This is a genomic window from Mycobacterium sp. (assembly GCF_035697385.1).
Classification (GTDB): domain Bacteria; phylum Actinomycetota; class Actinomycetes; order Mycobacteriales; family Mycobacteriaceae; genus Mycobacterium.
On sequence record NZ_DASSCY010000070.1, the window covers coordinates 1 to 24,493 of the forward strand.

At 63.5% G+C, this 24,493-nt stretch carries 22 protein-coding genes; 10 read left to right on the plus strand and 12 right to left on the minus strand.

Features of this window, described 5'->3' with window-relative positions; translation table 11 throughout:
- A partial coding sequence (locus VFH65_RS06515; RefSeq protein ID WP_353320338.1) for an SDR family oxidoreductase occupies positions 1-192 on the plus strand: 192 nt, incomplete at its 5' end.
- 70 nt (positions 193-262) lie between these two features.
- On the opposite strand, the gene VFH65_RS06520 is transcribed toward VFH65_RS06515, so the two are convergent.
- Together VFH65_RS06520 and purU are read right to left on the minus strand one after the other, a co-directional pair.
- Positions 263-715 carry a MaoC family dehydratase gene (locus VFH65_RS06520; RefSeq protein ID WP_353320339.1) on the minus strand — a complete coding sequence of 151 codons (453 nt, stop codon included), beginning with the start codon at positions 713-715 and terminating at the stop codon, positions 263-265.
- A gap of 20 nt (positions 716-735) precedes the next feature.
- On the minus strand, positions 736-1,632 hold the full coding sequence (gene purU, locus VFH65_RS06525) for a formyltetrahydrofolate deformylase (protein WP_353320340.1): 897 nt from the start codon (positions 1,630-1,632) through the stop codon (positions 736-738).
- A gap of 578 nt (positions 1,633-2,210) precedes the next feature.
- On the opposite strand from purU, the gene VFH65_RS06530 reads away from it, so the two are divergent.
- A complete protein-coding gene (locus VFH65_RS06530; protein WP_353320341.1) occupies positions 2,211-2,963 on the plus strand; it encodes a hypothetical protein in 753 nt (250 codons plus the stop codon).
- 60 nt (positions 2,964-3,023) lie between these two features.
- On the opposite strand, the gene VFH65_RS06535 is transcribed toward VFH65_RS06530, so the two are convergent.
- The 4 genes from VFH65_RS06535 to VFH65_RS06550 form a co-directional block, all read right to left on the minus strand.
- On the minus strand, positions 3,024-4,880 hold the full coding sequence (locus VFH65_RS06535) for a putative bifunctional diguanylate cyclase/phosphodiesterase (RefSeq protein ID WP_353320342.1): 1,857 nt from the start codon (positions 4,878-4,880) through the stop codon (positions 3,024-3,026).
- Between the two features lie 135 nt (positions 4,881-5,015).
- Positions 5,016-5,726: a class I SAM-dependent methyltransferase gene (locus VFH65_RS06540; protein WP_353320343.1), complete on the minus strand. Its 711-nt coding sequence runs from the start codon at positions 5,724-5,726 to the stop codon at positions 5,016-5,018.
- Between the two features lie 42 nt (positions 5,727-5,768).
- Positions 5,769-7,916 (minus strand): Rv1355c family protein, encoded by a 2,148-nt coding sequence (locus VFH65_RS06545; protein ID WP_353320344.1) that lies wholly within the window; start codon positions 7,914-7,916, stop codon positions 5,769-5,771.
- Complete coding sequence (locus VFH65_RS06550) at positions 7,913-9,289, minus strand: cytochrome P450 (RefSeq protein WP_353320359.1); 1,377 nt, start codon at positions 9,287-9,289, stop codon at positions 7,913-7,915. The genes VFH65_RS06545 and VFH65_RS06550 overlap by 4 nt, the downstream gene beginning before the upstream one ends.
- Before the next feature lie 301 nt (positions 9,290-9,590).
- On the opposite strand from VFH65_RS06550, the gene VFH65_RS06555 reads away from it, so the two are divergent.
- Complete coding sequence (locus tag VFH65_RS06555) at positions 9,591-11,483, plus strand: putative bifunctional diguanylate cyclase/phosphodiesterase (RefSeq protein ID WP_414688367.1); 1,893 nt, start codon at positions 9,591-9,593, stop codon at positions 11,481-11,483.
- Here VFH65_RS06555 and VFH65_RS06560 read toward each other — a convergent pair.
- Positions 11,454-12,359, minus strand: coding sequence for a hypothetical protein (locus VFH65_RS06560; RefSeq protein ID WP_353320346.1), 906 nt, complete (start codon positions 12,357-12,359; stop codon positions 11,454-11,456). The two genes, VFH65_RS06555 and VFH65_RS06560, sit on opposite strands and share 30 nt — an antisense overlap.
- Before the next feature lie 604 nt (positions 12,360-12,963).
- Between VFH65_RS06560 and VFH65_RS06565 the strand changes: the two genes are divergently transcribed.
- The gene (locus VFH65_RS06565; protein ID WP_353320347.1) at positions 12,964-13,632 is read left to right on the plus strand and encodes a TetR/AcrR family transcriptional regulator; all 669 of its coding nucleotides are present in this window, start codon (positions 12,964-12,966) and stop codon (positions 13,630-13,632) included.
- Positions 13,633-13,706: 74 nt separating this feature from the next.
- The gene (locus VFH65_RS06570) at positions 13,707-14,369 is read left to right on the plus strand and encodes a ScbR family autoregulator-binding transcription factor (protein WP_353320348.1); all 663 of its coding nucleotides are present in this window, start codon (positions 13,707-13,709) and stop codon (positions 14,367-14,369) included.
- A gap of 1 nt (position 14,370) precedes the next feature.
- Here VFH65_RS06570 and VFH65_RS06575 read toward each other — a convergent pair whose 3' ends face one another.
- On the minus strand, positions 14,371-14,733 hold the full coding sequence (locus VFH65_RS06575; RefSeq protein ID WP_353320349.1) for a PAS domain-containing protein: 363 nt from the start codon (positions 14,731-14,733) through the stop codon (positions 14,371-14,373).
- A 157-nt stretch (positions 14,734-14,890) separates the two neighbouring features.
- Here VFH65_RS06575 and VFH65_RS06580 point away from each other — a divergent pair, with 157 nt between their 5' ends.
- Both VFH65_RS06580 and VFH65_RS06585 read left to right on the plus strand, forming a co-directional pair.
- Positions 14,891-16,132: an acyl-CoA dehydrogenase family protein gene (locus VFH65_RS06580; RefSeq protein ID WP_353320350.1), complete on the plus strand. Its 1,242-nt coding sequence runs from the start codon at positions 14,891-14,893 to the stop codon at positions 16,130-16,132.
- Positions 16,133-16,145: 13 nt separating this feature from the next.
- A complete protein-coding gene (locus tag VFH65_RS06585) occupies positions 16,146-17,264 on the plus strand; it encodes an acyl-CoA dehydrogenase family protein (RefSeq protein WP_353320351.1) in 1,119 nt (372 codons plus the stop codon).
- 71 nt (positions 17,265-17,335) lie between these two features.
- Here the strand turns inward: VFH65_RS06585 and VFH65_RS06590 are convergent, their stop codons facing one another.
- On the minus strand, positions 17,336-17,800 hold the full coding sequence (locus tag VFH65_RS06590; RefSeq protein WP_353320352.1) for a YbaK/EbsC family protein: 465 nt from the start codon (positions 17,798-17,800) through the stop codon (positions 17,336-17,338).
- A gap of 18 nt (positions 17,801-17,818) precedes the next feature.
- Between VFH65_RS06590 and VFH65_RS06595 the strand changes: the two genes are divergently transcribed.
- On the plus strand, positions 17,819-18,712 hold the full coding sequence (locus VFH65_RS06595) for a DMT family transporter (RefSeq protein WP_353320353.1): 894 nt from the start codon (positions 17,819-17,821) through the stop codon (positions 18,710-18,712).
- An 84-nt stretch (positions 18,713-18,796) separates the two neighbouring features.
- Here the strand turns inward: VFH65_RS06595 and VFH65_RS06600 are convergent, their stop codons facing one another.
- Positions 18,797-19,462 carry a TetR/AcrR family transcriptional regulator gene (locus tag VFH65_RS06600; RefSeq protein ID WP_353320354.1) on the minus strand — a complete coding sequence of 222 codons (666 nt, stop codon included), beginning with the start codon at positions 19,460-19,462 and terminating at the stop codon, positions 18,797-18,799.
- Positions 19,463-19,590: 128 nt separating this feature from the next.
- Here VFH65_RS06600 and VFH65_RS06605 point away from each other — a divergent pair, with 128 nt between their 5' ends.
- Positions 19,591-20,907 (plus strand): cytochrome P450, encoded by a 1,317-nt coding sequence (locus VFH65_RS06605; RefSeq protein WP_353320355.1) that lies wholly within the window; start codon positions 19,591-19,593, stop codon positions 20,905-20,907.
- A 31-nt stretch (positions 20,908-20,938) separates the two neighbouring features.
- Here VFH65_RS06605 and VFH65_RS06610 read toward each other — a convergent pair whose 3' ends face one another.
- Positions 20,939-21,895, minus strand: coding sequence for a dipeptidase (locus tag VFH65_RS06610; protein ID WP_353320356.1), 957 nt, complete (start codon positions 21,893-21,895; stop codon positions 20,939-20,941).
- 30 nt (positions 21,896-21,925) lie between these two features.
- Positions 21,926-23,089 carry an LLM class flavin-dependent oxidoreductase gene (locus tag VFH65_RS06615; RefSeq protein WP_353320357.1) on the minus strand — a complete coding sequence of 388 codons (1,164 nt, stop codon included), beginning with the start codon at positions 23,087-23,089 and terminating at the stop codon, positions 21,926-21,928.
- Between the two features lie 221 nt (positions 23,090-23,310).
- On the opposite strand from VFH65_RS06615, the gene VFH65_RS06620 reads away from it, so the two are divergent.
- Positions 23,311-24,489, plus strand: coding sequence for an LLM class flavin-dependent oxidoreductase (locus tag VFH65_RS06620; protein WP_353320358.1), 1,179 nt, complete (start codon positions 23,311-23,313; stop codon positions 24,487-24,489).
- Positions 24,490-24,493 lie beyond the last annotated feature (4 nt).

Sequence of the window (24,493 nt, forward strand, 5' to 3'; positions counted from 1 at the left end):
GACATGATCGGCTCGCTGGGCCGCGCACTCGAGACCTATCCACAACTGGCCCAGATGATCACGCCGTTTCTGCCCACCTGGGCGGCGGAGCCAGAAGACATCGCCGACGCGGTGTGCTGGCTGGCCAGCGAGGAATCGAAAAACGTTACCGCTGCCGCGATCTCGGTCGATCAGGGTATGACGCAGTACTGACGAGCAGACGCAAAAGGCCCTAAATCTTCGGCGTGTCGGGTACTTTTGCGTCTTCTCGCGCAGGAAAGCCTCAGCCGATAAATCGGACGATCGACTCGGCCACCGCCGCGGGCTTGTCCGAACCCTCGATCTCCACCGTGGTGGCCAGCGTCGCCTGCACGGCACCGTCGAGCTGATCGACCTTCGCGATCTCGGCGCGCGCGCGAATCTTGGCACCCACCCTCACGGGGGTGATGAAGCGGACCTTGTTGTAGCCGTAGTTGATTGCCATCGCGATGTTGTCGACGGTGTAGAGCTGGTGGGTGAAGTGCGGCAGTAGCGATAGCGTCAGCAGGCCGTGCGCGATCGCCCCGCCGAACGGACCGTCAGCCGCTCGCTGCGGGTCGACGTGGATCCACTGATGGTCATCGGTGGCGTCGGCGAACAGGTTGACGCGGTCCTGCGTGACCTCCAGCCAATCGGTCGGACCGAGCTGACTGCCCTCGGCAGCGACAAACTCCTCGAGCCCGCTGAACTTCTTCACCACTTCTCTCCTTAACCGCCCTAGAAGACGACCGTCTGGTTGCCGTATCGGATGATGCGATCCTCACAGTGCCACAGCACCGCACGCGACAGAACAAGGCGCTCGACATCGGCGCCGAGACGGGCCAGGTCGTCGACGCCGTGACGGTGATCCACCCGCACCACGTCCTGTTCGATAATCGGGCCGTCATCGAGGTCCTCGGTCACGTAATGGGCTGTCGCGCCGACGAGTTTGACGCCGCGTTCCTTCGCCCTTCGATACGGCGCAGCACCGATGAAGGCGGGCAGGAACGAATGATGAATGTTGATCAGCGGACAACCCACGTCGGCGAGGAACTGCGGTGTGAGGATCTGCATGTATCGGGCCAGCACCACCAGATCAACGTTTCCCCGCAACAAGTCAAGTTGGCGCCGCTCCGCTTCGTCGCGAATGTCTTTGGTCGCCGGCACGTGCAGAAACGGCACGGAAAAAGGACGCACCTGATCGGCGAGATCCGGGTGGTTGGAAATCACCATCACCACCGACATGTCGAGCTCGCCGCGACGATTGCGCCACAACAGATCGAGAAGGCAGTGGTCTTCCTTGGACGCCATGATCGCGACGCGCTTGGGTTTCGCCGCCTCGGTCAGCCGAAAATCCATATCGAACTGGGATGCCACCTGCTCGCGAAACTCCCGTTCGAGACCGTCGCGGGCCGCCGTCAGACCGGGCAGGTGAAAGATCGTCCGCTGCATGAAGGTGCCACCGGACTGCTCGGTCGAGTGCTGATCCAGGGACACGATATTGGCTCCCGCATTGGCGAGAAAGGCGCTGACGGCCGCAACCAGTCCCGGCCGGTCCGCGCAGCGCAACAGGAGCCGGCCCACATCCTTGGTCGACAACCCCCCGTGACCTGGGCGCGGGTACTGGTCCTCCACCTGCTTCAGAGTGTCACTTGAAGGTGCCTCCGGCTGGATAATCTGCACATATCGCCCCGGCGGCCGAACCAGTGCGGAGGCGCCCAGCCAAGCGGCAAAGGCAGATGAACACGGCGGCTATGTAATCGACTGTGCGTCAAGATCATTCGTTGACTTCGCAAGCAAGGACTGGCCTCAGAACGGCGTTGCGGCTCAAACTTATCGAGCCGCGGATAAGGCGACCCGCAACATCAAATTGCGCTGGCTGACTCGACACATAGCGAAAGATCACTGAGATTCCCACCTCGTCGCCGCGGCCATTTTTGACATTGACTGTCAAATTCGCCAGCATTGCGCTAAATGCGCGATTACCAGTGCAAATTCAAGTTCGTGCGATTGCCACAATGCCTACGAAGCATGGATGCGAAGTACAATAGACAGTCGCCGAGGGCAAATTGCAGGAAAAGATTCCCTCGCTAGCTGGTAACGGGGCGGTCCGCGGCGAGATACTCATGTTTACGTATGTCATCACACGACGTACACGACTAATCAGTGGCGACGGCCATTCCCTTGGCCGCCTGCCCGACGAAGGGACAAGTATGACCGCTCCCGAGCTTGGTGCCGCGGGCCGTGCCGTACCTAGCCTGGACGGGACTCCGAGCTGTTGGGATCCCGACACCGAGTGCTTCATCGTCTTCGCGAATCCGGCGATCGAGCGCGATCTGTGGGCGGATTACGTACGCGGCGCGTTACACAACTACCGCAAGCACGGCGTCGAAAATGCGCTCGACATGGATGCGCTCCGCCGCGGTGATGACACGGTACTTTTCGCGGCTTGCGTTAACGACGAGGGAAGGGTGATCGGCGGTCTCCGTGCAAAGGGACCATATCGTTGCGCGGACGAATGCCACGCCCTTGCTGAATGGAGCGGACAGCCCGGTCTTGATGCTGTCCGCAAAATGGTGACCGATCGACTGCCATTCGGCGTTGTCGAAATGAAAACCGCTTGGGTGACCGACGATCCCGAACGTAATCGGCAACTCACCATGGCCCTCGCACGCACATCGCTGCATGCGATGAACTTGCTTGATATTCAGTTCATCGTGGCGACCGCGGCCGAGCATGTGCTCAAACGCTGGCTGTCCTCGGGCGGGGTGCTGGCGACGAAGATTCCCGCGACTCCCTACCCCGACCGTCGCTATCGGACAAAACTAGCGTGGTGGGACCGCCGCACATTCGCCAACCACGCTGATCCGAAACAGCTTTCAAAATACTTCGCCGAACACAAGCAGATGGCCCCACGACGCGATGACGCGGGTATCGCGCTGGCCACCGCCAGCACTATGGGATGAGGTCCACGCCGGCCGAGCCCGTAACTCGCGAGCAGCAACGGTGAGGCCAGGCGCGGGTAGTCACGCTTCGACCCTCCTTCGGCTCGCGGCGGGATGCACCGGCAGCCGGCCTTCGGTGAGCAACGCCTTCGTCGCCTCACTTGTGAGGGGTTGCGACAGCAGATAGCCCTGCGCCCGAGAGCATCCCAGCTCGAGCAAGACGTCCGCGGCCGCCTGTGTCTCGACCCCCGCTGCGATCAGCTCCAGTTCAAATGCGTTCGCCAGCGCGACGATCGCCCGTACGATCGCCATATCGCCAGGGTTGGCACCGAGTTCGCGAATGAAGCTCTTGTCAATCTTGAGCATGTCCACCGGCAGCGATTTCAACTGCGACAGCACGCTATACCCGGTGCCGAAGTTGTCGATGGCGATCTGCACGCCGACTTCCTTCAGCCTCGCGAGCGTGACCCGGGTGGTCTGGATGTCCTCGACCACAACGCTTTCGGTGACTTCAAAACACACCGACTCGCCCTCGATGCCGAACTCGTCCAACATGCCGGCAACGGTCTCCACGAACTCACTGCCGACCAGTTGGATAGGTGAGATGTTGAGGCGCAGAAGCACGTGTTGCGCAACTCCCTGGGACCGCCATCTGCTGAGCTCCGCGAAGGCGGTCCGCATTATCCATCGGCCCAGCTCTCCGGCGAAGTTGATCGATTCCGCCACGCTGAGGAACGCCTCCGGCATCAGCAGGCCGTGCGTCGGGTGTTGCCAACGGACCAGCGCTTCCACTCCGAGCACCCGGCCGGTTCGCATGTCAACCTCGGGAAGATAGTGAAGCACCAAGGCGCCGCTCTCGATGACCCCTCGCAGATGAAGCTCTATGTCGTTGCGGAATTCGCTTGCCAGCGACATGTCGACGGAGAACACGGAGACCCGGTTGCCTCCGGAGTTCTTCGCCGTGAGCACCGCTTGATCCGCCTTGCGCAAGAGATCTGAGGTGGTGTCGACCCCGGGCGTACCCACCGCGACGCCGATACTGACGGTGCGAGCGAGCATCTCGCTGCCGAGCATCACCCGCTCGACCAGCATCCCATGCAGCTTGTGCGCCAGTGCTTCTGCCGCCTCCGCGTCGGTTGGTCCGGCAGGCACCACAACGTATTCGTCGCCTCCGAGACGGGCGATGAAGTGCTTACCCTCGGTTCCCTCTACGAGCCGTTCGCTCATCACACGGATGAACTCATCACCCGCGGTGTGGCCGAGATAGTCGTTGATCGCCTTGAGCCGGTCGAGATCGAGGAACAGCGTCGCCACGGGCCCGGGCTGTCCCGGCGACAAGCGTTCGTCGAGGTGCATGAGCAGCGATCGACGATTATGCAACCCGGTCACATCGTCATGGTCTGCCAGGAAACGCAGTTTTTCCTCAGCGATGACACGGGCTTGAAGCTGGGCAAACAGCGAGGCGATCGCCTTGAGGGCGTTGATCTCCGCAGGTAGCCACGCTTTGTCACCCCACTTGACGAAGCCGATCGCTCCCGTGGTGACCTCTCCGGATAACAGTGGCACCGACGCCATGGAGATGGCCGGAACCCCGGCGCCCTCCTCGACACGCCGCTGATAACCCTCGGAGGCAGGCTCCGGCCGTAGGATCACCGGTTCCTGGGCGTGTTCGGCGGCGGCGAAGATCGGGTCCGCGTCAGCGAAGTACACGATCCCGAGTGGGTCCGGGTCGGGAATGTTCGGACGCACTGGCCATTCCGCGATCAATTTGGTCGCGCGGATAGCGTGGTCGTTGTGGCGAAGGAAGCTCACGTCGACGTCGAAGACCTCGACCAGCTCGGCCAGCACCTCTTGGCTCAGGCATGGTTGCGTCGCCGCCGTCGCCCCAATTAAGCGGGTCGCGACCTCGGTAACAACAACATCGAGGCTGCGGGACACTTCTCTCTCCTTAGGCCGGCCCCTGGCGCCTCCACGCTACTCGCACGCCGATTCGAGCACAGGCATTCCTACCAGCACATACGTCAACAATGCTGCCCTCTGCCGGTGGCGGCTCGCGAGAAGCAGCTGTCTTGCTCAGGAGTCCATTGCGGGCACTTCGGGCGCACGTGAAGGTCGCCGACCGGAAATCATCAGAATCGGCATCCCCGCGATGCGAGAGACATCTTTGTCGACGAGATCGATTCGGCTGGCGAGGTCACGTGCGTCGTCCAGATCGATGGAGCGCCCGGCGATCCAGGTGCGGAAGATTGCGAGGTTGGCACCGCCGAGAAAGCGTGGGGTCGTGTAGTTCTCGATGAATCTCTCGGCGTCTTCGAAGCTGGTGCTGCGATCCGCTTCGGTTATCAACAACGGGCCTCCGGGTTTGAGGACTCGTACGCATTCGGCAAGTCCGGTGTCGCGCGACGGCCAATGCTTGATGGAACCATAGCTGATCACGCCATCGAAGCTGTGGTCTGCGAAAGCCAGCTGCGTAGCATCACCAACCTCGAAACGGACCCGGTCGGCGTAGTTCCGCATGCGCTTTGTGGCGCGCGCGATCTGGGGCTCGGACAGGTCAATGCCGATGATGTCGAGGTCAGGGCGCTGATCGGCGATGTACTTTGTGAACAGGGCGCCGCCGGATCCCACGTCCAAGATCCGTGCGCCCTGCCCCAGATATGGCAGGAATCGCTCGTCGATGACGTGGCGTGACCCATAGACAGCGGGCGCCACGATGGTCTCGTACATCCATGCGTGAGCCCGCGTGTAGGTCGCGGTCATGTCGTTGAAAGGCGCCATGGGCATGGTGTCGCTCCTCGCACTGAGTCAAGATGCCAGTTCAGGTTGTCACACTATTACCGAGCGCTTTTCGACGTTGCGCGTGAGGCCGCGCCGCCTGCTGCGCACCGATGCCTGGCGAGCGTGCGCGAACCTGAGAACCAGTACCTGCGACTCGTCTTCCTTTGTGCCCGCCAGGTTACGGAAGTCTGTCTGTAGGTCCTGCAGCGCCGCGCCGAACGACGGCGACAGTTCGAAAAGTTCGTCTCGATATACGGCGTGAAGAAAGACGGGCGAGATCGGTTGAACGGCCAAGCCCAGCCGTTGCGCCACGACCCACACCGCTTCGACAGCTGATCCGCCACAAGCGAAGTCGAAAAGTTCATGGCCTTGAACCGTTATCACACCGACTGCCGAGGATGCGGAGATTCGTTTTCGGACATCGTCGCCGAGCGCCTCGCCGGCGTTCCATCGTGCGAGTTCGGCCATCACGTCTGCCCTGCGGAGGACATCCAGTACGGCGAGGTCTGCGGGATCAAGTTCGAGGCTGTGTACGTCGATGCCAGTGTCCGCCGGTTCGTCTCCAGGCCAGCGGAGTTCGGAGATCATTTCCTTGTGCAGATCCGGGGTCAGGTACCGAATCCGATCGGCGGCAGCGAAGATGCCCGCCACTTTCTCGATGTCCTCGCGTGCCTGCAGAAGGCATAACCGCCCTCCCTCGCGGCGTGCCATGTCCTGAAGCAGAGCTACCGATTCTTCGGCGATTGGTTGGGGAACTCCAAGGTGACGGTTCGTTTCTCGGTGCAGCATCGGCTCGTACAGATCCGCCAACTCGGCATCATCGCCCTGGCCAAGCCGCAGGGCAACTTCCAACGGAGACGTCGCATCGTCGGTTTTCCACACCGCCGGCCCCAGAACTTTCCAAGCGGCGGCGGCGACTTTGGCATTGAATAACGCTGCCCCGATCGCCACCGCGCTACCGCGGAAAGCGACGTCCATCATGGAGCTACGCTCCGGCGCGAGTCGGATGACAACCGAATTCCCCTGCGCCTCCACATGCCACGGCTGGGCGTTGCCGCCTGACGGCGCGTGAATAGCGGCCTGCGCCACCGCCGCCACGGGTGCGGTCGGCGTCCCGTCGGACTCGTCTGCTTCATGCGGGCGCTGCACATCAATGAGCACCGGGGGCTCCGCGACGTCATCGAGCGCCTGACCGATGTCGATTCGGGTCTGACCGGATCTCAGCGGCCGCTGCAGGCCTATTCTGCGGACGGCCTCGGCGACAGCGGCCGCGCCGAGAGTCACATCGGCGGCAAGCTGGGGCCAGGTCGACAGCGTGTTTGTAACCTCGACGAGCGATGCAATCAACCGCGGCGACGATCGGCTGGCGTTGAGATGGCGCAACATGTACGGCAGCTTGTCCCGACTGGGCAGGCTGGCGAGGAACGTGGCATCCACATCGCCGAGCAGCCCGTGCAGAATTGGTCGGGCCGGCTCCAGGTCATAACGCTCGACGTCGACCAGACCGCGGTCACTCGTTGCCATCAGCACGGGCAACCGCCGCGCGCGGGCTGCCTCGCGGATCATGACCTTCATGTCCAGCGAATCGCATTCCTCCACCACGATGTCAACGTCGTCGAGGAAGTCGGACAGTGACTCCGGGCTCACGCCCGCTGTCATCACGTCGAGGTGAATGTACGGATCAAGTTCAGCGATGCGGCGGGCCGCCACGAGAGCCTTGTTGACTCCGATGTCCAACAGGGTGGCTGGCACGCGATTGAGATTGGTGAGCTCGAGATCGTCGAAGTCGGCGAGGCGCACGGCGCCGCACAAGCCTTCTGCCGCAAGGGTATGCGCGATGACATGGCCCACGCTCAACCCTGCAATGCCGATCCGGAGCCCCTTGAGTCGGTCCTGTTCTTCCGCGGTGATCAGATGTCGGTTGCGGTCTAGCCGAAGTGCGCGGAATCCCCGAGGGCCCAGAATCCCGACAACCGTGCGGCGCCACGGGTAGTAGGCCCATGAGATGGGCTCGGCAAAGGTTTCGGCATCAGGTGAGGGGCAGAGCACTCGCAGTGATTTGAGCAATTCGGTGCGGTGGTCGATGAATTCGATGCGCGAGTCCCGCCGTAACTCGTCAAGCGTGATGCTGTCGTCGGCATCGGCGGGATTCAGAATCTGGGCTGTGAAAGCCCCCGAGTCATCGGTCGCGATCACGCGCTGCCTCCGGGCTGCCTGCGGCGGGGACGGACGCGCGCGGGGATCGGCCCACCGGCAATCATCGTGAAGTGCACTGCGAGCGGGAATTCCTCTTCGACAGAGTCGATTTCGGCCCGGCGGATCACCGTCGCCAAAGCCATGGTGGTCTCGAGCATCGCGAAGTGATCACCGATACACGAGCGTGGACCGCCGCCGAACGGAATGTACTGCCACCGATCGAGTTTCTTCATGTTTACCGGACTGAACCGTTCGGGATCAAACTTCAACGGCGCATCCCATAGCTTTGGGTCGCGTTGTACGGCCATCCTGCCCACAACCAGCATCGTGCCTGCGGGTACCCGGTAACCGCCGACTTCGATGTCCTTGCACGCCAAGCGTGTTCCGGTGGGCGCTGGCGGACATAGGCGTAGCGACTCCCGCAGTACCTGGACGGTGTAGTTCAGCCGTGGAATGTCGTCGACCGTCAGTGGCCTGTCCGGAAGTTCGGTGACCTCTGCGGCGACGCGGTCTTGGCACTCGGGGTTGCGGCCAAGGGCCCACAGTGCATACGCGAGGGTGGTCGCAGTCGTGTCGTGGCCTGCGAACAAAAAGATGATCAGCTCTTCGCAAATCTCCTCATCGGAGAGCGTCTGTCCGGTGACCGGATCTTTCGCATCGATCAGGGCATGGACCAACGGCGCCACCCTGGTGGGGTCGGCACGGCAGGCTTGCAGAATCTCTTGCGCCAGACGATGCACTTTCTCGCTTGCCACCCGCGCACGACGCGCACCCGGTATTGGCAGCCAACTCGGGACACGAACAGGAAGAACTGCGCGGCGCATCGCATATTTCAGCGCCACGCGAAGTGGCTGGTCGACCTCGTCTGCCCGCCGCTCCAAATCAATTCCGAACACTGAACGCCCCAGTGCCCGCAAAGTGAGTTTGCGGGATTCGCCGTCGAGATCAATTTCGCCGCCGTCGGGCCATTGATCGCAAACGGATTCTGCCGCCCGTGCCATGTGACCGCCGAAGTCGCGCACGCGTTGCTTGGTGAACACGGGTTGCAATGTCCGTCGACGCGACAACCAGGGTTCGTAGGGAAGGTTGGCCAGATTCGCACCAAGGACGCGGCGCATTTCGACGAAGATAGAAGTTGTCTTGTCGACTGAATCGTCCTTGATGCTCAGAACGTCGCGAATCGCGTCGGGAGAGGTCGCGAGCACCAGGGACGGCGCGAGCCAGCGGGGACCAAGCGTGAACCGCGTGACCGGTCCGCCAGCGTCACGCAACGTTTCCATGCCGGTGTGAAACAACTTGGCGGCGCGCCGTCGTTGCCTGTACGGCAGCGGGTTCTTCGGCGCCAAGGGCAGTTCGGCAAGAGCCCTTTCCATTTGAACCTCGACCACGTCATGTCCTCCCGGGCTCGCGCTGCCGACAAACTGCCCTTTCGATCAGCATATCCACCACCCAGCAAAAGGAATGTTGGATCGCAACGTACCAACTTTGCGCACTCCAGCTGGCCCCTGCCGCAAAATATGACTGCGTGGGGCCGTGCCTCTCTGGCCGCCGTTCTGCCTCGCCGGGAAGACCGTGTTTCACGGCCCTGGATTTGGCTCCGAATATGCTCTCCACGGCGCACGAGCTGATTACAGCCGTGGACTTGGAGAAGCGCGGCCGTGCTCGATGACCTCGATGAACTCTAGGTCTGCAATACAATTTTGCCCAGATACGGAGGATCACGTGCCACGCAGCCTGGAGCTGGTCGTCACGTCAGTCGCTACCCAACTGATGGGCGCAAACGCAGCCACCTCTGCCGAGGTGAGCCAACGAGTGCTGGCCGACCTCGTCGAATACTTCGACGTCGACGTCAGCTTCCTGCGCCGCAATGATCACCGCATTCGCGCTTCCGTACTGGTTGCGCAGTGGCCGGTCCGCCCGGGAATCGCCGACCCGGACCCGCTCGCTGTCGTCTACTTCGCGGATGCTGATCCGGCTTTCGCGCTCTCTGAACATCAGAAGGAGCCGTTGGTTTTCCGTCGGGAAGCGGAGACCGACGACTCCCAACAGACGAACGAAGATCGGCATGTCGCGGCTACGTCGATGGCGAGCGTGCCTTTGTTGTCCGGCGACATCACCAGCGGGGTGCTTGGCTTCGTCAAGTTCGGCGACCGCGAATGGTCACCTGAAGAACTCAATGCGCTCAAGGCAATTGCTTCGCTTTTCGCCCAAGTGCAGGCCCGCGTACAAGCCGAAGTAAAGCTGCGCTTCCTCGCCGAGCACGATGACCTGACCGGGCTGCACAATCGTCGCGCGCTCCTGGCGCACCTCGACGCGAGGCTCGCCGCAGGCCAGCCCGGGCCCGTTGCGGCGTTGTTCTTCGACCTCGACCGGCTCAAGGCGATCAACGACTACCTGGGCCATACCGCGGGCGACTGGTTCATCCGCATCCTCGCTGGGCGATTGCTGAAAGGCGCCGACGGCCCGAGCCTGATCGCGCGCCTCGGCGGCGACGAGTTCGTCGTTGTGCCTGCGGCGCCAATGGAAGCCGATACTGCCGAGGCGCTGGCCAGCCGTCTCCAATCGGCCCTACGTGAACGGGTTTCCATCGACGGTGAGATGTTGACTCGGACAGTGAGTATCGGTGTGGCACTTGGTGTTCCGGGTCGTGATACCACTTCTGATCTTCTTCGACGCGCAGGTCAGGCCGTGCTCACCGCCAAGAATTCGGGCGGCAACATGGTTGCGGTCTTCTCCGAAGATATGTCGCTGGAAAACGACTTTCGCAACGACATCGAGCTCCATCTGCAGAACGTGATCGAAAACGGCTCCCTGATCTTGCATTACCTGCCCGAGGTGGACATGCGGACCGGCGAGATCCTTGCGGCCGAGGCGCTGGTCCGCTGGCAGCATCCGACGCGCGGCCTGCTCGGTCCCGATTCCTTCATCGGCGTCGCCGAATCAATCAATCTGGCAGGCGAATTGGGCCGCTGGGTGATGCGCTCGGCATGTGCCGAGTTCGCGCAGTGGCGCTCCCGCGGCGTCGGGCATGAAGCGGTGCTGCGGATCAACGTGTCGCCGGTTCAGTTGGTCACCGACGGCTTCGTGGAGTCGGTAGCCGGCATCATCGACGAGTTTGGCCTCGAAGGCGGCTCGGTGTGTCTGGAAATCACCGAAAGCGTTGTCGTACAGGACATCGAGACCACTCGGATCACGCTCGCCGGATTGAAGGACGTCGGCGTGCAGGTCGCGATCGACGACTTCGGCACGGGCTACAGCGTGCTGTCCCATCTGAAGTCGCTGCCGGTCGACACCCTCAAGATCGACAAGGGTTTCGTGCGCGAACTGGGCTCGAACCCAGGCGATCTGGCAATCGTTCGGGCAATCATCGCGCTGGCTGAGTCGTTCGGACTGCAGCTGGTCGCCGAGGGCGTCGAGACGGACACGGCCGCAATGACGTTGCTAAGACACGGATGTCACCGCGCGCAGGGATTTCTGTTGTCGCGACCGGTCCCCGGAGAGGCGATGGAAGCGCTGTTGGTCAAGGGGCGCATACCCCTACACTTTTCCGCAACGCCACATGTGTGAATGCGCGTGCGTCTCATGCAAGTTGACGTGCAGCTGACGGCTTACCGGCCGGCATGTGGACGTGACAGGTGAGTGAAAGGGCTCTGAAGTCAGCAGCTCGACGCGGCCGAACCGGCTGGCGGTCTGGCCGACCAAGCAGACGCGCAACGCGGTGTCACCGGCAGCACACTGGTGCTGTGCGGCCGCGTTGACCTGCGGACCACCGGTGGGCACCGTGACGCCGTGCCGCGCGCGAACGGCCAGAGGGCCCTCGGACGTGGTGATCACGGCCCCGACCACACAGCCCTCCTCGAACACGATCCGCTGCAGTGAGCTGCCGGGGTGCACGTCGATATACCGATCATGAGCCTGTGCGCTGAGCCATTGGTAGACCGAGCCGCTCACATTGCCGGGCTCGGGCGTCATCGAGCCGATCTCAGCGACTTCGATCGCCTCGCCGTCGCTGGTGTGAAATGTGGTCGATTGCCAATCAGATACGCGCGTGTAGAGGTAGCCGTACGGCGACGCCAGACAACGGGCGGCCCAATCTCGCAGGCGGGCGCCGATGAAAGGCGCAACGGTTCGGCCAGCGTCGACCGGCACACGCTGGTGGACCACCCGGATCGGCACGTCGACGTCCCACGTCGACCGGCTCAACGGGCCGAGGTCTGCCGACAGCTCCGCGAAGTAGTCGTTTGTCTCGGGATCTGCGACGTCGACACCCAGCCAAGGGTGCAGGCGGTGGTCGCGGGCACGGACAGGTACCTCGTCGGCGAGATCACCCGACGAATCGGCGACGAAAACCGTACCGCCGACATCGACAACTGAAATGGCGCTTGCCAGGCCGGCCACCCCGGAGCCGGTGCAGACCACGTCGACTTCTTCGTCCCATATCACCGTTAATTACCTCGATATTGCTAAACAGCCAGATGGCGTGACCGATAACTCAGATTTCGTGGCGTCGCGAGCAGAAGGCGCCAAAGGCGCCGTGTAGCGGGTTTGCTCGTTAACGCACATGCTTCGGCGAACATCAGCGGCTGGGAAGTCGAATTTCGTTAGCCGCACAGATGAAGTTGCCACAGCCCGCGTGGGGATTCGAGGGGGTTTGCCAACGCGGACCATGGCAACGGCACGAAAGTACCGCCGTGAATTCGTGGGCGGCAGTGGACTCCGTCGGGCCGACATCCTGGCTTCGGCATCACCCGCAGGCGGTAGCCCAGGCCGTACCCGACCAAGAGTCATCACGGTTGCTAGCTTACATACCTTTGGGATGATACGCAGCTATTGACATGACTTAGGGTATTGCCGACTACCTGTGCTTGGGTGGGCGCGCGACGTTCGCCGGGGAGGGCAGCTTGAGGAGATCTCACCGCCGGGCAGTTGCCCGCGATTGGACCTGCCGCTGGGACTCCGCGGGTGAAAGAATCACTTAATTGCTCAATTTTGAGGGACCGCGATTACGCACTGATGGGTGCGACTGTTCAGATTCCGAGGCCTTGCCGTGACCGAACAAATCGACAGGAGAGCGGATACGACGCGGCTGCAGATTTTGCGCGCGGCCTCGCGTCAGTTCGCACGTAAGTCGTACAGCTTGGTCAGCCTGGACGACATTCTTGCCGACGCGGAAGTCACCAAGGGTGCGATGTACTTTCATTTCCGCTCCAAGCACGCGTTGGCGTCGGCGATCATCGACTATCGCGGCGCCGTTGCCCGGGGCGCGATCGACGAACTGCTTGCCCTCAAGCTCTCCGGTCTGGAGACCCTCATCGATATCTCCTACCTGATCGCCGTGGACGACATCGGCGATGAGTCGGCACGCGCGGGCCTGAACCTGCTCGAGTCGATCGGTCGCACCGACGGCTTGCAGGCAAGTGTCCTGGGCGATTGGGTGTCGGCGTTCGCCGCAATCACGCGACGGGCGGTCGACGACGGCGACATCGTCGAGCACCACGAGCCGCAGACCATCGCCCGCCTGCTGGTATCGATGTACCTGGGGCTGCGGCAGGCGAGCAACCTGGCCGATCCCCAGCAGCTCCTGCGTGATCTCGAGCAGGCGTGGGCGCTCATCCTGCCTGGCATTGCCAAGCCGGACCGTATCGGCTATCTGACCCAGTTCATCAAGCGGCGGACCGCTCTGGCGATCAAGAAGGCGACACCACTTCAAGGGTGATTGAATTAGGATGCCCGTCCAGGCAGCCCTCACCGCCCGGTGGGCCGACTGAAACTTCCGGAGGTACTCGGACCATGGTGCGCCAAGCGCGATCCGAGGCCACCCGCAAAAAGATCGTCGCCTCCGCAGTCGAACTCTTCAACGAAATTGGTTATCCCGCCACGGGTTTGGGCGACATCATCGAGCGCGCGGAGATGACCAAGGGAGCGCTCTACTATCACTTCGATTCGAAGGAATCGTTGGCGACCGCGATCATCGAGGAAGGCAGCGAAAACCTCTTCCAAGCCTTCCGGAGCATTACCGACTCGTCGGCGCCGACGCTCGAAAGCATGATCCATGGCCTGTTCGTGGTCGCAGACCTGCTCGGCACCGACATGATCGCTCGCAGCGGAACACAACTCCTGCGAGCGTTCGGCGAATTCAACGAAGCGGCGGCGCGTACCTACGACGGCTGGCTCTTCGAGATGACGGCGCGCGCACGCCAGGCGATCGATGAGGGCGATATTCGCGACGACCTGGATCCCGCAGCGGTCGGCGAAACCATCGTCGCCACAATGCTCGGCGCCGAACTCTTGTCGAACGCGACGTCGGCGGGAGCCGATGTCTTGGATCGAGTCGCCCGAACCTGGACGATCTTGCTGCCTGCCATCGTGACCGAAGAGTCGCTCCCCTACTTCCGACAGTTCACAGAGCGCGAGGCCATGCGGCATTCGTCGGCGTCGTCGACCGTGGAGTGACCTAGAGTTCCTCGACCCACAGCCGTTCGGTGAGATCCTGGAACGTCGCCAGCGCTACCGGGTCGTCGCCGCGCAACAGGGCGGACTTGCTCATTCGGGCGCGGACGATCGAGTTGTCGTTGTGCACCAGTTCGACGACCAGGTCCGCGTGGGCGCGCACGACCGAGACGGCCGATTCGTCGGCGGGCAAGGTGTGGAAGATCTGCCGAAACTTCAGCGACTTCACCGCCTCCGGCGTGTGGCCGAGCATGTCGGCGAAGGCCGCATTGGCGAACAGGATGGTGCCGTCCTCGGCGATGGCGAGAACGGGGACCGGAAACCGTTCGAGCACCACCAGCGCGGGCAGCTCTTTGAGGAGCGCCATTGGTGATTGCCTGGCATGGCCGTCTCGTCGCCGCTCCACATTCTCAATTATTGCGCCTACGCCCGTTGTCGGCATGCACCAAAGTAAACCCCAGTGCCTGCCACCTAGATAACTAGGTTTAATCTCTGCCTAGCGCTCCGCAGACAGGGGGACCCCGATGGACCTGCAGTGGTCGGCATCCGACATCGCGTTCCGCGACGAGGTACGCAGCTTTCTCGACGAGAAACTGACACCGGAATTGCGGCGGGCAGGACGCCTTATGACCAGCGTCTATGCCGATCACAAAGCGAGCATGCAGTGGCAGCGAATCCTGCACGAACGCGGATGGGCGGCACCGGCCTGGCCGGTCGTCTACGGGGGCTGCGACTGGAGCCTGACTCAGCACTACATCTTCAGCCGCGAGTCGACGCTCGCCGGTGCGCCGTCGTTGTCGCCAATGGGGATCCGGATGGTTGCGCACGCGATCATTGCCTACGGCACCGATGCGCAGAAGGATTACTTCCTTCCGCGGATCCTGACCGGCGAGGTGTTCTTCTGCCAGGGCTACTCCGAACCCGAGGCGGGTTCGGATCTTGCGGCCCTGTCGATGGCGGCCGTCTTAGATGAAGGGGCCGGCGATCAATTAATCTGCACCGGCAGCAAGATATGGACGACGCATGCCGGCGAAGCGAATTGGATGTTCGCCCTGGTGCGCACGTCGAGGACGCAGAAGCGGCAGCAGGGCATCACGTTTGTACTCATCGACATGACGTCGCCGGGTATCCAGATCCGGCCGCTGGTGATGACGTCGGGCGAGGAGATCCAAAACCAGGTGTTCTTCGACGAGGTGCGGGTCCCGAAGTCGAACGTGCTCGGTGAGATCGACGACGGCTGGACCGTCGCGAAGTATCTGCTGGAGTTCGAGCGCGGCGGTGGTGCGGCGTCGCCGGCGCTGCAGGTGATGGCCGAGGAGATCGCCACGGTCGCGGCGGAGGCGCCCGGCACGGCCGGCGGCCGACTGCTCGACGATCCTGCGTTCGCGCGCAAGCTCGCTGACGCTCGGATCCGCACAGAGGTGCTCGAGATTCTCGAGTACCGGGTGCTGGCCGCGGTGGCCGAAGGCAAGAATCCCGGAGCGGCCTCGTCGATGCTCAAGGTGGTCGCGACCGAGTTGAGCCAGGCGCTGACCGAACTCGCGATGGAAGCCGCAGGACCCCGTGGCCGCGTTTATCAACCGCACGCGACCTGTCCGGGAGGGCCGGTGGCTGAATTCGAGCCGCCGCCGGACGGGTACGTCAGCGGCGATCCATGGCAAGCCGTGGCTCCGCTGCGCTACTTCAACGACAGGGCCGGCTCAATCTACGCCGGCAGCAATGAGATTCAGCGCAACATACTTGCCAAAGCGGCTCTCGGACTTTGATGAAGGGCTTCGGATGGATTTCAACCTGAGCAAGGAACAGGACCTGCTGCGCGACGGGCTGGACAAGTTCCTGTCGACGAGATACGACCTCGAGAAAAGCCGAGCCGCCGCGAAGACCGGGCCAGGTTGGCAGCCCGACATCTGGCGTGGGTTCGCCGATGAGCTCGGTATCCTTGGCGCCGCTATGCCCGAAGATGTCGGCGGAATCGGCGGCGGCGCAGTCGAAATCATGGTTATTGCCGAGGCGTTGGGCCGCGCGCTGGCGGTCGAACCCTATATCGACACGGCCGTAGTGGCTGGCGGACTGCTTCGGCGGGCCGGGGGGCCAGTCGCCACCGCATTGCTGCAGCAGGTCGTGGCAGGCACCGCGATCGTCGCACTGGCCGCGGCGGAGGCCCAGACCGGTGAGCATTGGCAGGAAGTGTCGACGGTCGCCGAACGTGACGGCGACGAGTGGGTTTTGAGCGGGTCGAAGATCGTAGCGATGAGCGCCCCGCTTGCGACACACTTGCTGATCACCGCGCGCACACCGAGCGGGATGTCACTATTCCTGGTCGAAACCAACACGGCTGCACCAGGAATCGACGCACATCATTACCGGACGGTCGACGATCGTCGCGCCTCTGATTTCGTGTTCGACGGCGTGCGGCTGCCGGGTGACGCCCTGCTGGGCGAGGAGGGCCAGGCGTGGCCGTCGATTGCGCAGGCTCGTGACGAAGGCGCGGCCGCGGTATGCGCTGAGGCGGTCGGTTGCATGCGAAAGGTGTTGGCCGACACCGTCGAATACTGCAAGCAGCGTCAGCAGTTCGGGCAGCCCATCGGTAGCTTTCAGGTGCTGCAGCACCGCATGGTCGACATGTACATGGAGCTGGAACAGGCGGTGGCGGCGGTCTATCTCGCCGTCCTCAACCTCGAAGCGGAGGCGGCGGTACGCGCCCGCGCGGTATCGGCCGCCAAGGCGACAGTCGGGCGGGCGGCCCGCTTCATCGGGCAGCAGGCGGTTCAGCTGCACGGCGGGATGGGCATGACCGAGGAGTTGGCCATCGGCCACTACTTCAAGCGCCTCACGGCAATTCAGTACGAGTTCGGCTCAACGGACCATCACGTCGCGCGATACGCGTCGCTGACTTAGAGCAAATCGCCGAAAGGTACGTTTGGGCGGGAAAGTTCGAGAAGGTTCTGCCAAAACGTCCATTTCGACGCTTAGCGAACCAGCATCGCAACACCTTCTGTAACCGCCAGCAGCTCGTCATAGGTCAGCGGCATCACCGAATCCGCAGTGCCTGCCGCTGTCCAGATCACCGGATACTGGGCCAGCGTCTCGTCCACCACGGTTCGCAGTCGGCGGGGATGTCCGGTCGGCGCCACTCCCCCGATGACCTGATCGGTGGCGCTACGAACCAGAGCAGGTTTGGCCCTGCTGATCTTCGTAGCGCCGAGGAGGCCGGCCAGCAGGTCCGTGTCGACCCGGTGAGCACCGCTGGCCATCACGAGCAGCGCTTCGCCGTCGCAGTCGAACACCAGACTGTTGGCGATCGCGCCGACCTCGCAGCCGAGCTGTGCGGCAGCAGCGACGGCGGTTTTGGCGTCGGCGTCGAGAATCTTGATGTTCGGCTCGACGCCTGCATCGGCCACTGCGGCCGCTACCCGAGTATTTCGCTTGTCCACGTTTCGTAGGGTAGGGATGTGAGCTCGCGTGGATGGATTCTGTTCCTCGCGATGAGCATCATCTGGGGCATTCCGTACCTGATGATCAAGATCGCCGTCGAGGGCGTTTCGGTTCCGGTGTTGGTTTTCACGCGGGTCGCCGTCGGCGCCGTCGTGCTGCTGCCGCTGGCGTTGTCGCGTCAGACCTGGGCGATCGCCCGCAACCACTGGCCGGCACTGCTGGGCTTCGCGTTCTTCGAGATCATCGCCGCGTGGTGGCTGCTCTCGGACGCCGAACGCCATCTGACCAGCTCGATGACGGGCCTGCTCATCGCCGCTTCGCCGATCGTCGCCGCGGTCCTGGACCGCTTCAGCGGCGGTGAGCGACTGGGCTTCAAACGAATCCTCGGCCTGGCCATCGGCATCTCCGGGGTGGCGGTGCTCGCCGGCCCGCACATCGGAGGAAGTACCTGGCCGATCATCGAGGTGCTGCTGGTGGCGGTGTGTTACGCGATCGCCCCCTTGATCGCGGCGCGCTACCTCGCCGATGTTCCCGCGTTGCCGATGACAGCAGTCTGCCTTGGGTTCGCGGCGCTGGTGTACGCCGCTCCGGCCGCGGCGACGTGGCCGGACGAGATGCCGTCCACCCGTGTGCTTGTGGCGCTCGGGGGGTTGGCCGTGATCTGCACGGCACTGGCGTTCATCGTGTTCTTCGCGCTCATCCGTGAAGTGGGCGCCGCGCGTGCGCTGGTCTTCACCTACATCAATCCGGCCGTCGCTTTGGCGGCAGGCGTGATCGTGCTGAACGAACCGCTGACACCGTGGAACATCGCCGCCCTGGCGCTGATCCTCGGCGGATGCGTGCTGGCGACCAGGCGTCCGAAGCAACAGGCTTCGGAGATCGAGATCGAGACACAAGCAGCGCCCCGCTGACGACACCTCGAGGTGCGCTCATCACGACCAAGGGTGATTGCACTCCAATACCGTTGCAGCGACTGAAAGTTCGTACTTCGCTGGTCAGCCGGGCCGAGAGACCATCGGCAGCAGGTAGTCGCGCACGTAGGCACGAGTGTCGTCGATTGTGGCGAGATTGATGCTGGTGTGCGGAGTAACGATGAACGACAGGGTGAGGCGGGTTTGTAACTCCGCGACGGTTCGCAGGTGGCGCTCCTGGTCAGGTGTTGTCGCGGTCGCGCCGTAGAGGTCGGTCCGCAACCACGCAACGGTGTAGTCGGTGGCGAAATCGATGATGGCGCCGGCATCGACCGTCAGGCTCGGCAGGATTGTTTCGGGCTCGGTGCGCAGCAACTTTTTGAGTAGACGGTGTTCGCGTAGGAACGTCACGGTGAACACGGTGCCGTAGACCATTCGGTCTTCCAAGGTGGCGGCCTGCGAACGGGCCTGTGCGCTGCCCTCCAGGAATCGACGCGCTTCGGCGAGCACGACGGCGTCGATGAGCGCCGCCTTGGTGGGGAAACGGCGGTAGAGGGTCGCACGGCCGACGCCGCTACGGCGGGCAACATCTTCCATGGTGGTGCGCCGCACCCCGACAAGTTCAGCCTGCTCCAGTGTGGCGCGCAGGATGCGAGTGGTGATCTCGTCCGGATTGTCGACCAGGGCGACGACGGCAGGATCGGGTGCGGCGATTCGCCGAACGAAGTCCGTCGTTCGGGTCGACGTCACTTAAGACTCCTTGCTCGTTCGTTGCGGCCGCCGTATGGTAGCCAATGACTCGACCGAGACATTGATTGTCTCATTGTCTCGCATGTCTCATGCTAGCTGATCGCGGTACCGAGAGAAGGGAAGCGGCTATGCGCGTCGGCCTCTGGTCTCGATGGACGGCAATGCACGGTGTGCCGCGCCTGTTTTTCGCGGTTCGGGCGCGACGCGGCGACCCGTTGGCCCGGCTGCTCGCCAACCACGGACGCGACAACGATCCCTACCCGCTGATGGAAGAGATCAGGGCGCGGGGACCACTGGTACGCACTCCGTTTGTCTGGGTGAGCGCCAATCATGGGATCTGTCGAGACATCCTGCGCGACAAACGGTTCGGAGTCACTGCGCCGTCAGAGATCGACATGCCGCGTCCGCTGCGGACGCTGATTTCTCGGACCGATCCTGGTGTAGCGAATCCAGTCGAACCGCCCGCCATGGTCATCGTCGATCCACCCGACCACACCCGCTATCGGCAGCTGGTCTCACAGAGCTTCACCCCGCGCGCGATCGACACGCTCAACACCCGAGTCGCCGAGGTGACAGAAAAACTGATCGACCGCATCGCCAGCGCAGCGAACCCCGATCTCATCGCCGATTTCGCGGCTCAACTGCCAGTCGAGATCATCGCCGAGATCCTGGACCTGCCCGCCGATACTCACCCACGCATGTTGGAGTGGGGCCACAGCGGCGCCCCGCTGTTGGACACCGGTATCAGCTGGAGCACCTATCGGCGCGCCATCGACGGCCTGCGCGGCGCCGATCACGAGCTTCGTGAACGCTTCGACCAGCTGCGCGCCGGCGAGCGTGGCGACAGCCCGTTCAGCCGGCTGGCCGCCGACGGAACCCTCACCGCCCGCGAGTTCACCGCGAACGCCGCACTACTCATCGGCGCCGGTTTCGAAACCACGGTGAACCTGATCGGCAATGGCATCGTCGTGCTGCTGCAACACCCCGAACAGCTGGCGCGCCTACGCGATGACCCCCAACTGTGGCCGGCCGCCGTTGAGGAGATCCTGCGGATCGACAGCCCGGTGCAGATGACCGCCCGCACCGCGAATTGCGATGTCGAAATCGCCGGACACCACATCGCGGCCGGACAGACTGTGGCACTCCTCCTCGGCGGAGCCAACCGCGACCCGGACGTGTTCACCGATCCCGCCAGCTTCGATATCACTCGCGCCAATGCGCGCGACCACCTGGCGTTCGCTTCTGGTGTGCACGCCTGCCTCGGCGCCGCCCTGGCTCGAATCGAAGGTGTTACCGCTCTGCGTACGCTCTTCGAGGCGTTTCCCAACCTGCAGCTGACCGCACGCCCACGACGGCGGGGGCTGGTCAACTTGCTCGGATATACGAGTCTGCGAGCACAACTGGGCCGCAGGGAGTCCGCAGCTGGCGAACTGCCCGCCGCATGACTGCGTTGCGTGCGTCCGTCGACCGCTCAGTTCACCCACGCCAGGTGTGTTCAGCCACGCGCTGAAAGTTCCCGCCGAGGACGGCGTGGATGTCGCTGTTGCTCCACCCTCGCTCACTGAGATGTTGTTTGAGCGTGACGAAGGTTTCGGGCGGCATCCATTGGATGGGACCCCACCGGGTGTAGCTGTCGTCGAACAGGTGGGGATTGCGCGTGAGTTCGTCGATGAAGTCGGCGTGGTCAAAGGAGTAGTCGGTGCTGACGCCGACATGGTCGATGCCGACGAGATCGACCGCGTATTCGAGATGTCGTGTCATCGCGTCGAGCGTGGGGGTGTTGGGTCCGAGAAAGATTCCGACGCCGGTGATCCCGATGACTCCCCCGGTCGCCGCGCAAGCACGGGCCTGGTCATCGGTGATGTTGCGAGGATGGTCCCAAACGGCGCGCATGCAGGAGTGGCTGTAGATCACCGGAGTTGTTGAGACATCACACATGTCGAGTCCGGTGCGGGTGCTGCAATGCGATCCGTCAGGCACGATGCCGACCCGGTTCATCTCGGCGACGACAGCTCGTCCCCATGCGGTGAGGCCGCCGTCGTTGGCGTCCAGGCAACCGTGGCCGGCGCGGTTGGCGTGGTTGTAGGTGGGCAGCAGCGTCCGAACGCCCAAGCTGACCAACGTGGCCAGGCTGTCGAGATCGTCGTCAAGCGGCCTAGAGTCCTCTAGATCGAAGACGACCGCGATGCGACCGTCCTCGGTAATGGCGGCGACGTCCTCGAGGCTGGCCGCCAGCTCCAGGTCCGGATGTGCGCCAACCGCGGCGCGGAAATGGTGCAGCAGCCCGAGAGTGTCATTGAAACTGTGCGGCGAATAGCCCACGTTGACCGATACGAGCGCGCCGCCACGGCGTTGGTAACGGGTCAGCGGCTCGACGTCGGCATCGATCTGCAGCGGCAAGCAGGTGTGCTGGTCCCAGAGAAGTGACGCCATGAACACCGATATTGCACTAAGCGGCGTTGATCATTTCGCGTCGATCTCGCCCTGGTACTTCTTGGTCATGTGGTCGATGGCCTGCAGCTGAGTTTGAGCGAGGTCTTCGCGGACCTCGGTGGCGCGGCGCGCGGCGTTGAGCGTCGGCTCGGCCTGGCCCTGAAAATGCGGGATGACTTCGGCAGCGAAGAGCTCTGCGGAGCGCTTGGTCGCCGCGGGGTTCGCCCACTCGTGGCCCATCTGCAGCATGCAGCCGAACCCGCCGGACTGATCGCACAGCCGTTGCACCTGGGCACGCGCGCGCTCGGGCGTGCCGATCACCCCGGCTCCGGCATCGTTGATGATGTCGATCATCTCGTCGACCTGATCACCCGGCATGGTCATCTGCGGGAACGCCGCGACCTTCTGGAAGTACCGGAACCACGGCTCGATCCCGAATCTCACGTCGGCGCGGGCCTGTTCGTCGGTCTCGGCGATGTGGAACGGACCGACGAGGGTCCAGTTCTTGCGGTCGACCTGCGTGCCGAACGTCGCCGCGCGCTCCTCGACGATGCCCCAGTGGTACGCCAGCGCGTCGAAGCCCTCCACGATGAGCGTTGCCCCGATCGAGAGCAGTCCGATGCCATGCTTGCCCGCGAGCCGCGCACCTGTCGGCGACGCGACCGCAGCGACGGCGAGCGGGATCCCGTCCTCCGAATACGGCGCAAGCTGCAGCCGTGCGTCGCAAAGCTCATGTGTGGCGGTCTTCGCCGTGACGGTCTCGCCGGCAAGGAGGCGGACGACGATGTCGAGGTTGGTTTCCAGCAGCTCGCGACAGTCGGTCGGGTTGAGGCCGATCATCGCCGAGTCGGTGGGCAGGGAACCGGGGCCCATGCCGCCGATCACCCGACCATGAGTGAGGTGATCGAGCAGCATCAAGCGGTCAGCCACCCAGAGCGGGTTGTGATACGCGAGCGAGATGACGCCGGTCCCGAACCGGATTCGCTTGGCCCGTTCCGCTGCTGCGGCGATGAAGATCTCCGGTGAGCTGATGATCTCGCTGCCCGCCGAGTGGTGTTCGCCGAACCAGACCTCGTCGTAGCCGAGGGCATCGAGATGCTCGACGAATTCGAGGTCACGCTGCAACGCGAGCGTCGGGTTTGTGCCTGCACGGTGAAAAGGAGCGATGAAATACCCGAACCTCAGCTTGGCCATGACGCCTCCTGCGCTCGAAACACCTCGGACCCTAGACGGCCCTGCAGCACGGAGCGCACGAAAATCGCGGATTGCCGGAAGCGGTCCGTGCGTGCCCTTTACATCACGTTGCGTAGATGACCTCTCGCCTCGTCGCTTGCATGTTGTACTGCCCAGCAGGAATTACCAGCGTGCAGAGCGGCGTTGTCGCGTGAGACCGCAAGCGAAAGTGAGAACCGCCCGTGTCTCCTTCTCCGGATCCTTCGGGACATGTCCATCTCGCCGTCGCGCTCGACGGCACCGGATGGCACCCCGCCTCCTGGCGCGAGCCTGACGCCCGGCCCGCCGATCTCCTGACCGCCGGCTATTGGACGGACCTCGTCGGCGAAGCCGAACGCGGGCTGCTGGACTTCGTCACCATCGAAGACGGACTCGAGCTGCAGTCCGATCGCTTCCGTCGCCCCGACGAACGGACGGACCGGGTGCGCGGCCGCTTGGACGCCGTGCTCATCGCCTCCCGCGTCGCGCCCCGCACCAATCACATCGGCCTGGTTCCCACAGCCATCGCGACGTACACCGAACCCTTCCACCTGTCCAAGGCCATCGCGACGCTCGACTACATCAGTTCGGGCCGGGCGGGAATCCGGGTGCAGGTGTCGGCGCGGACCGACACGGCAGCGCACTTCGGCCGCCGCACGGTGCCCGCGCGTTCGGCGGCGCTCGGCGACGACCTGCTCGGTGAAGCGGCCGACTACGTGGAAGTGCTGCGACGGCTCTGGGACAGCTGGGAGGATGACGCCGAGATCCGCGACGTCGCCACGGGACGCTTCATCGATCGAAACAAGCTGCACTACATCGACTTTGACGGTGGCTGGTTCTCTGTCAAGGGTCCATCCATTACGCCGAGGCCGCCGCAGGGTCAGCCGATCGTCGCCGCGCTCGGTCACGCCGAGGCGGCACACCGCCTCATCGCAGGAGGCGCCGACGTCGGTTTCATCACCCCTCACAGCGCGTCGGAGACCACGGCCATCGTCGATGCGATTTCGGGGATGCGTGCCGCTGAAGCGGACCCGGTGCGGGTATTCGCCGACCTCGTCGTCTTTCTCGCCGAAACTCCGCAGGCCGCCACCGCGCGTCGTGAGCGGCTCGATGCGCTCGCCCAAATCGAATACGTCAGTGACGCCGAGGTGTTCGTCGGCACGCCGGCGCAATTGGCCGACCTGATTCAGGATTGGCATGCGGGCGGAGCGGCCGGTTTCCGGCTGCGTCCGGCGACGCTGCCCCATGACCTGCTTCAGATCACCGACGGCCTGGTCCCCGAACTGCGCAGGCGAGGCCTCTTCCGTGACTCCTACCAAGCCAACACTCTGCGGGGACTGCTCGGACTGCCACGTCCAGCCAGCCGCTACTCGACTGTCTGACCCT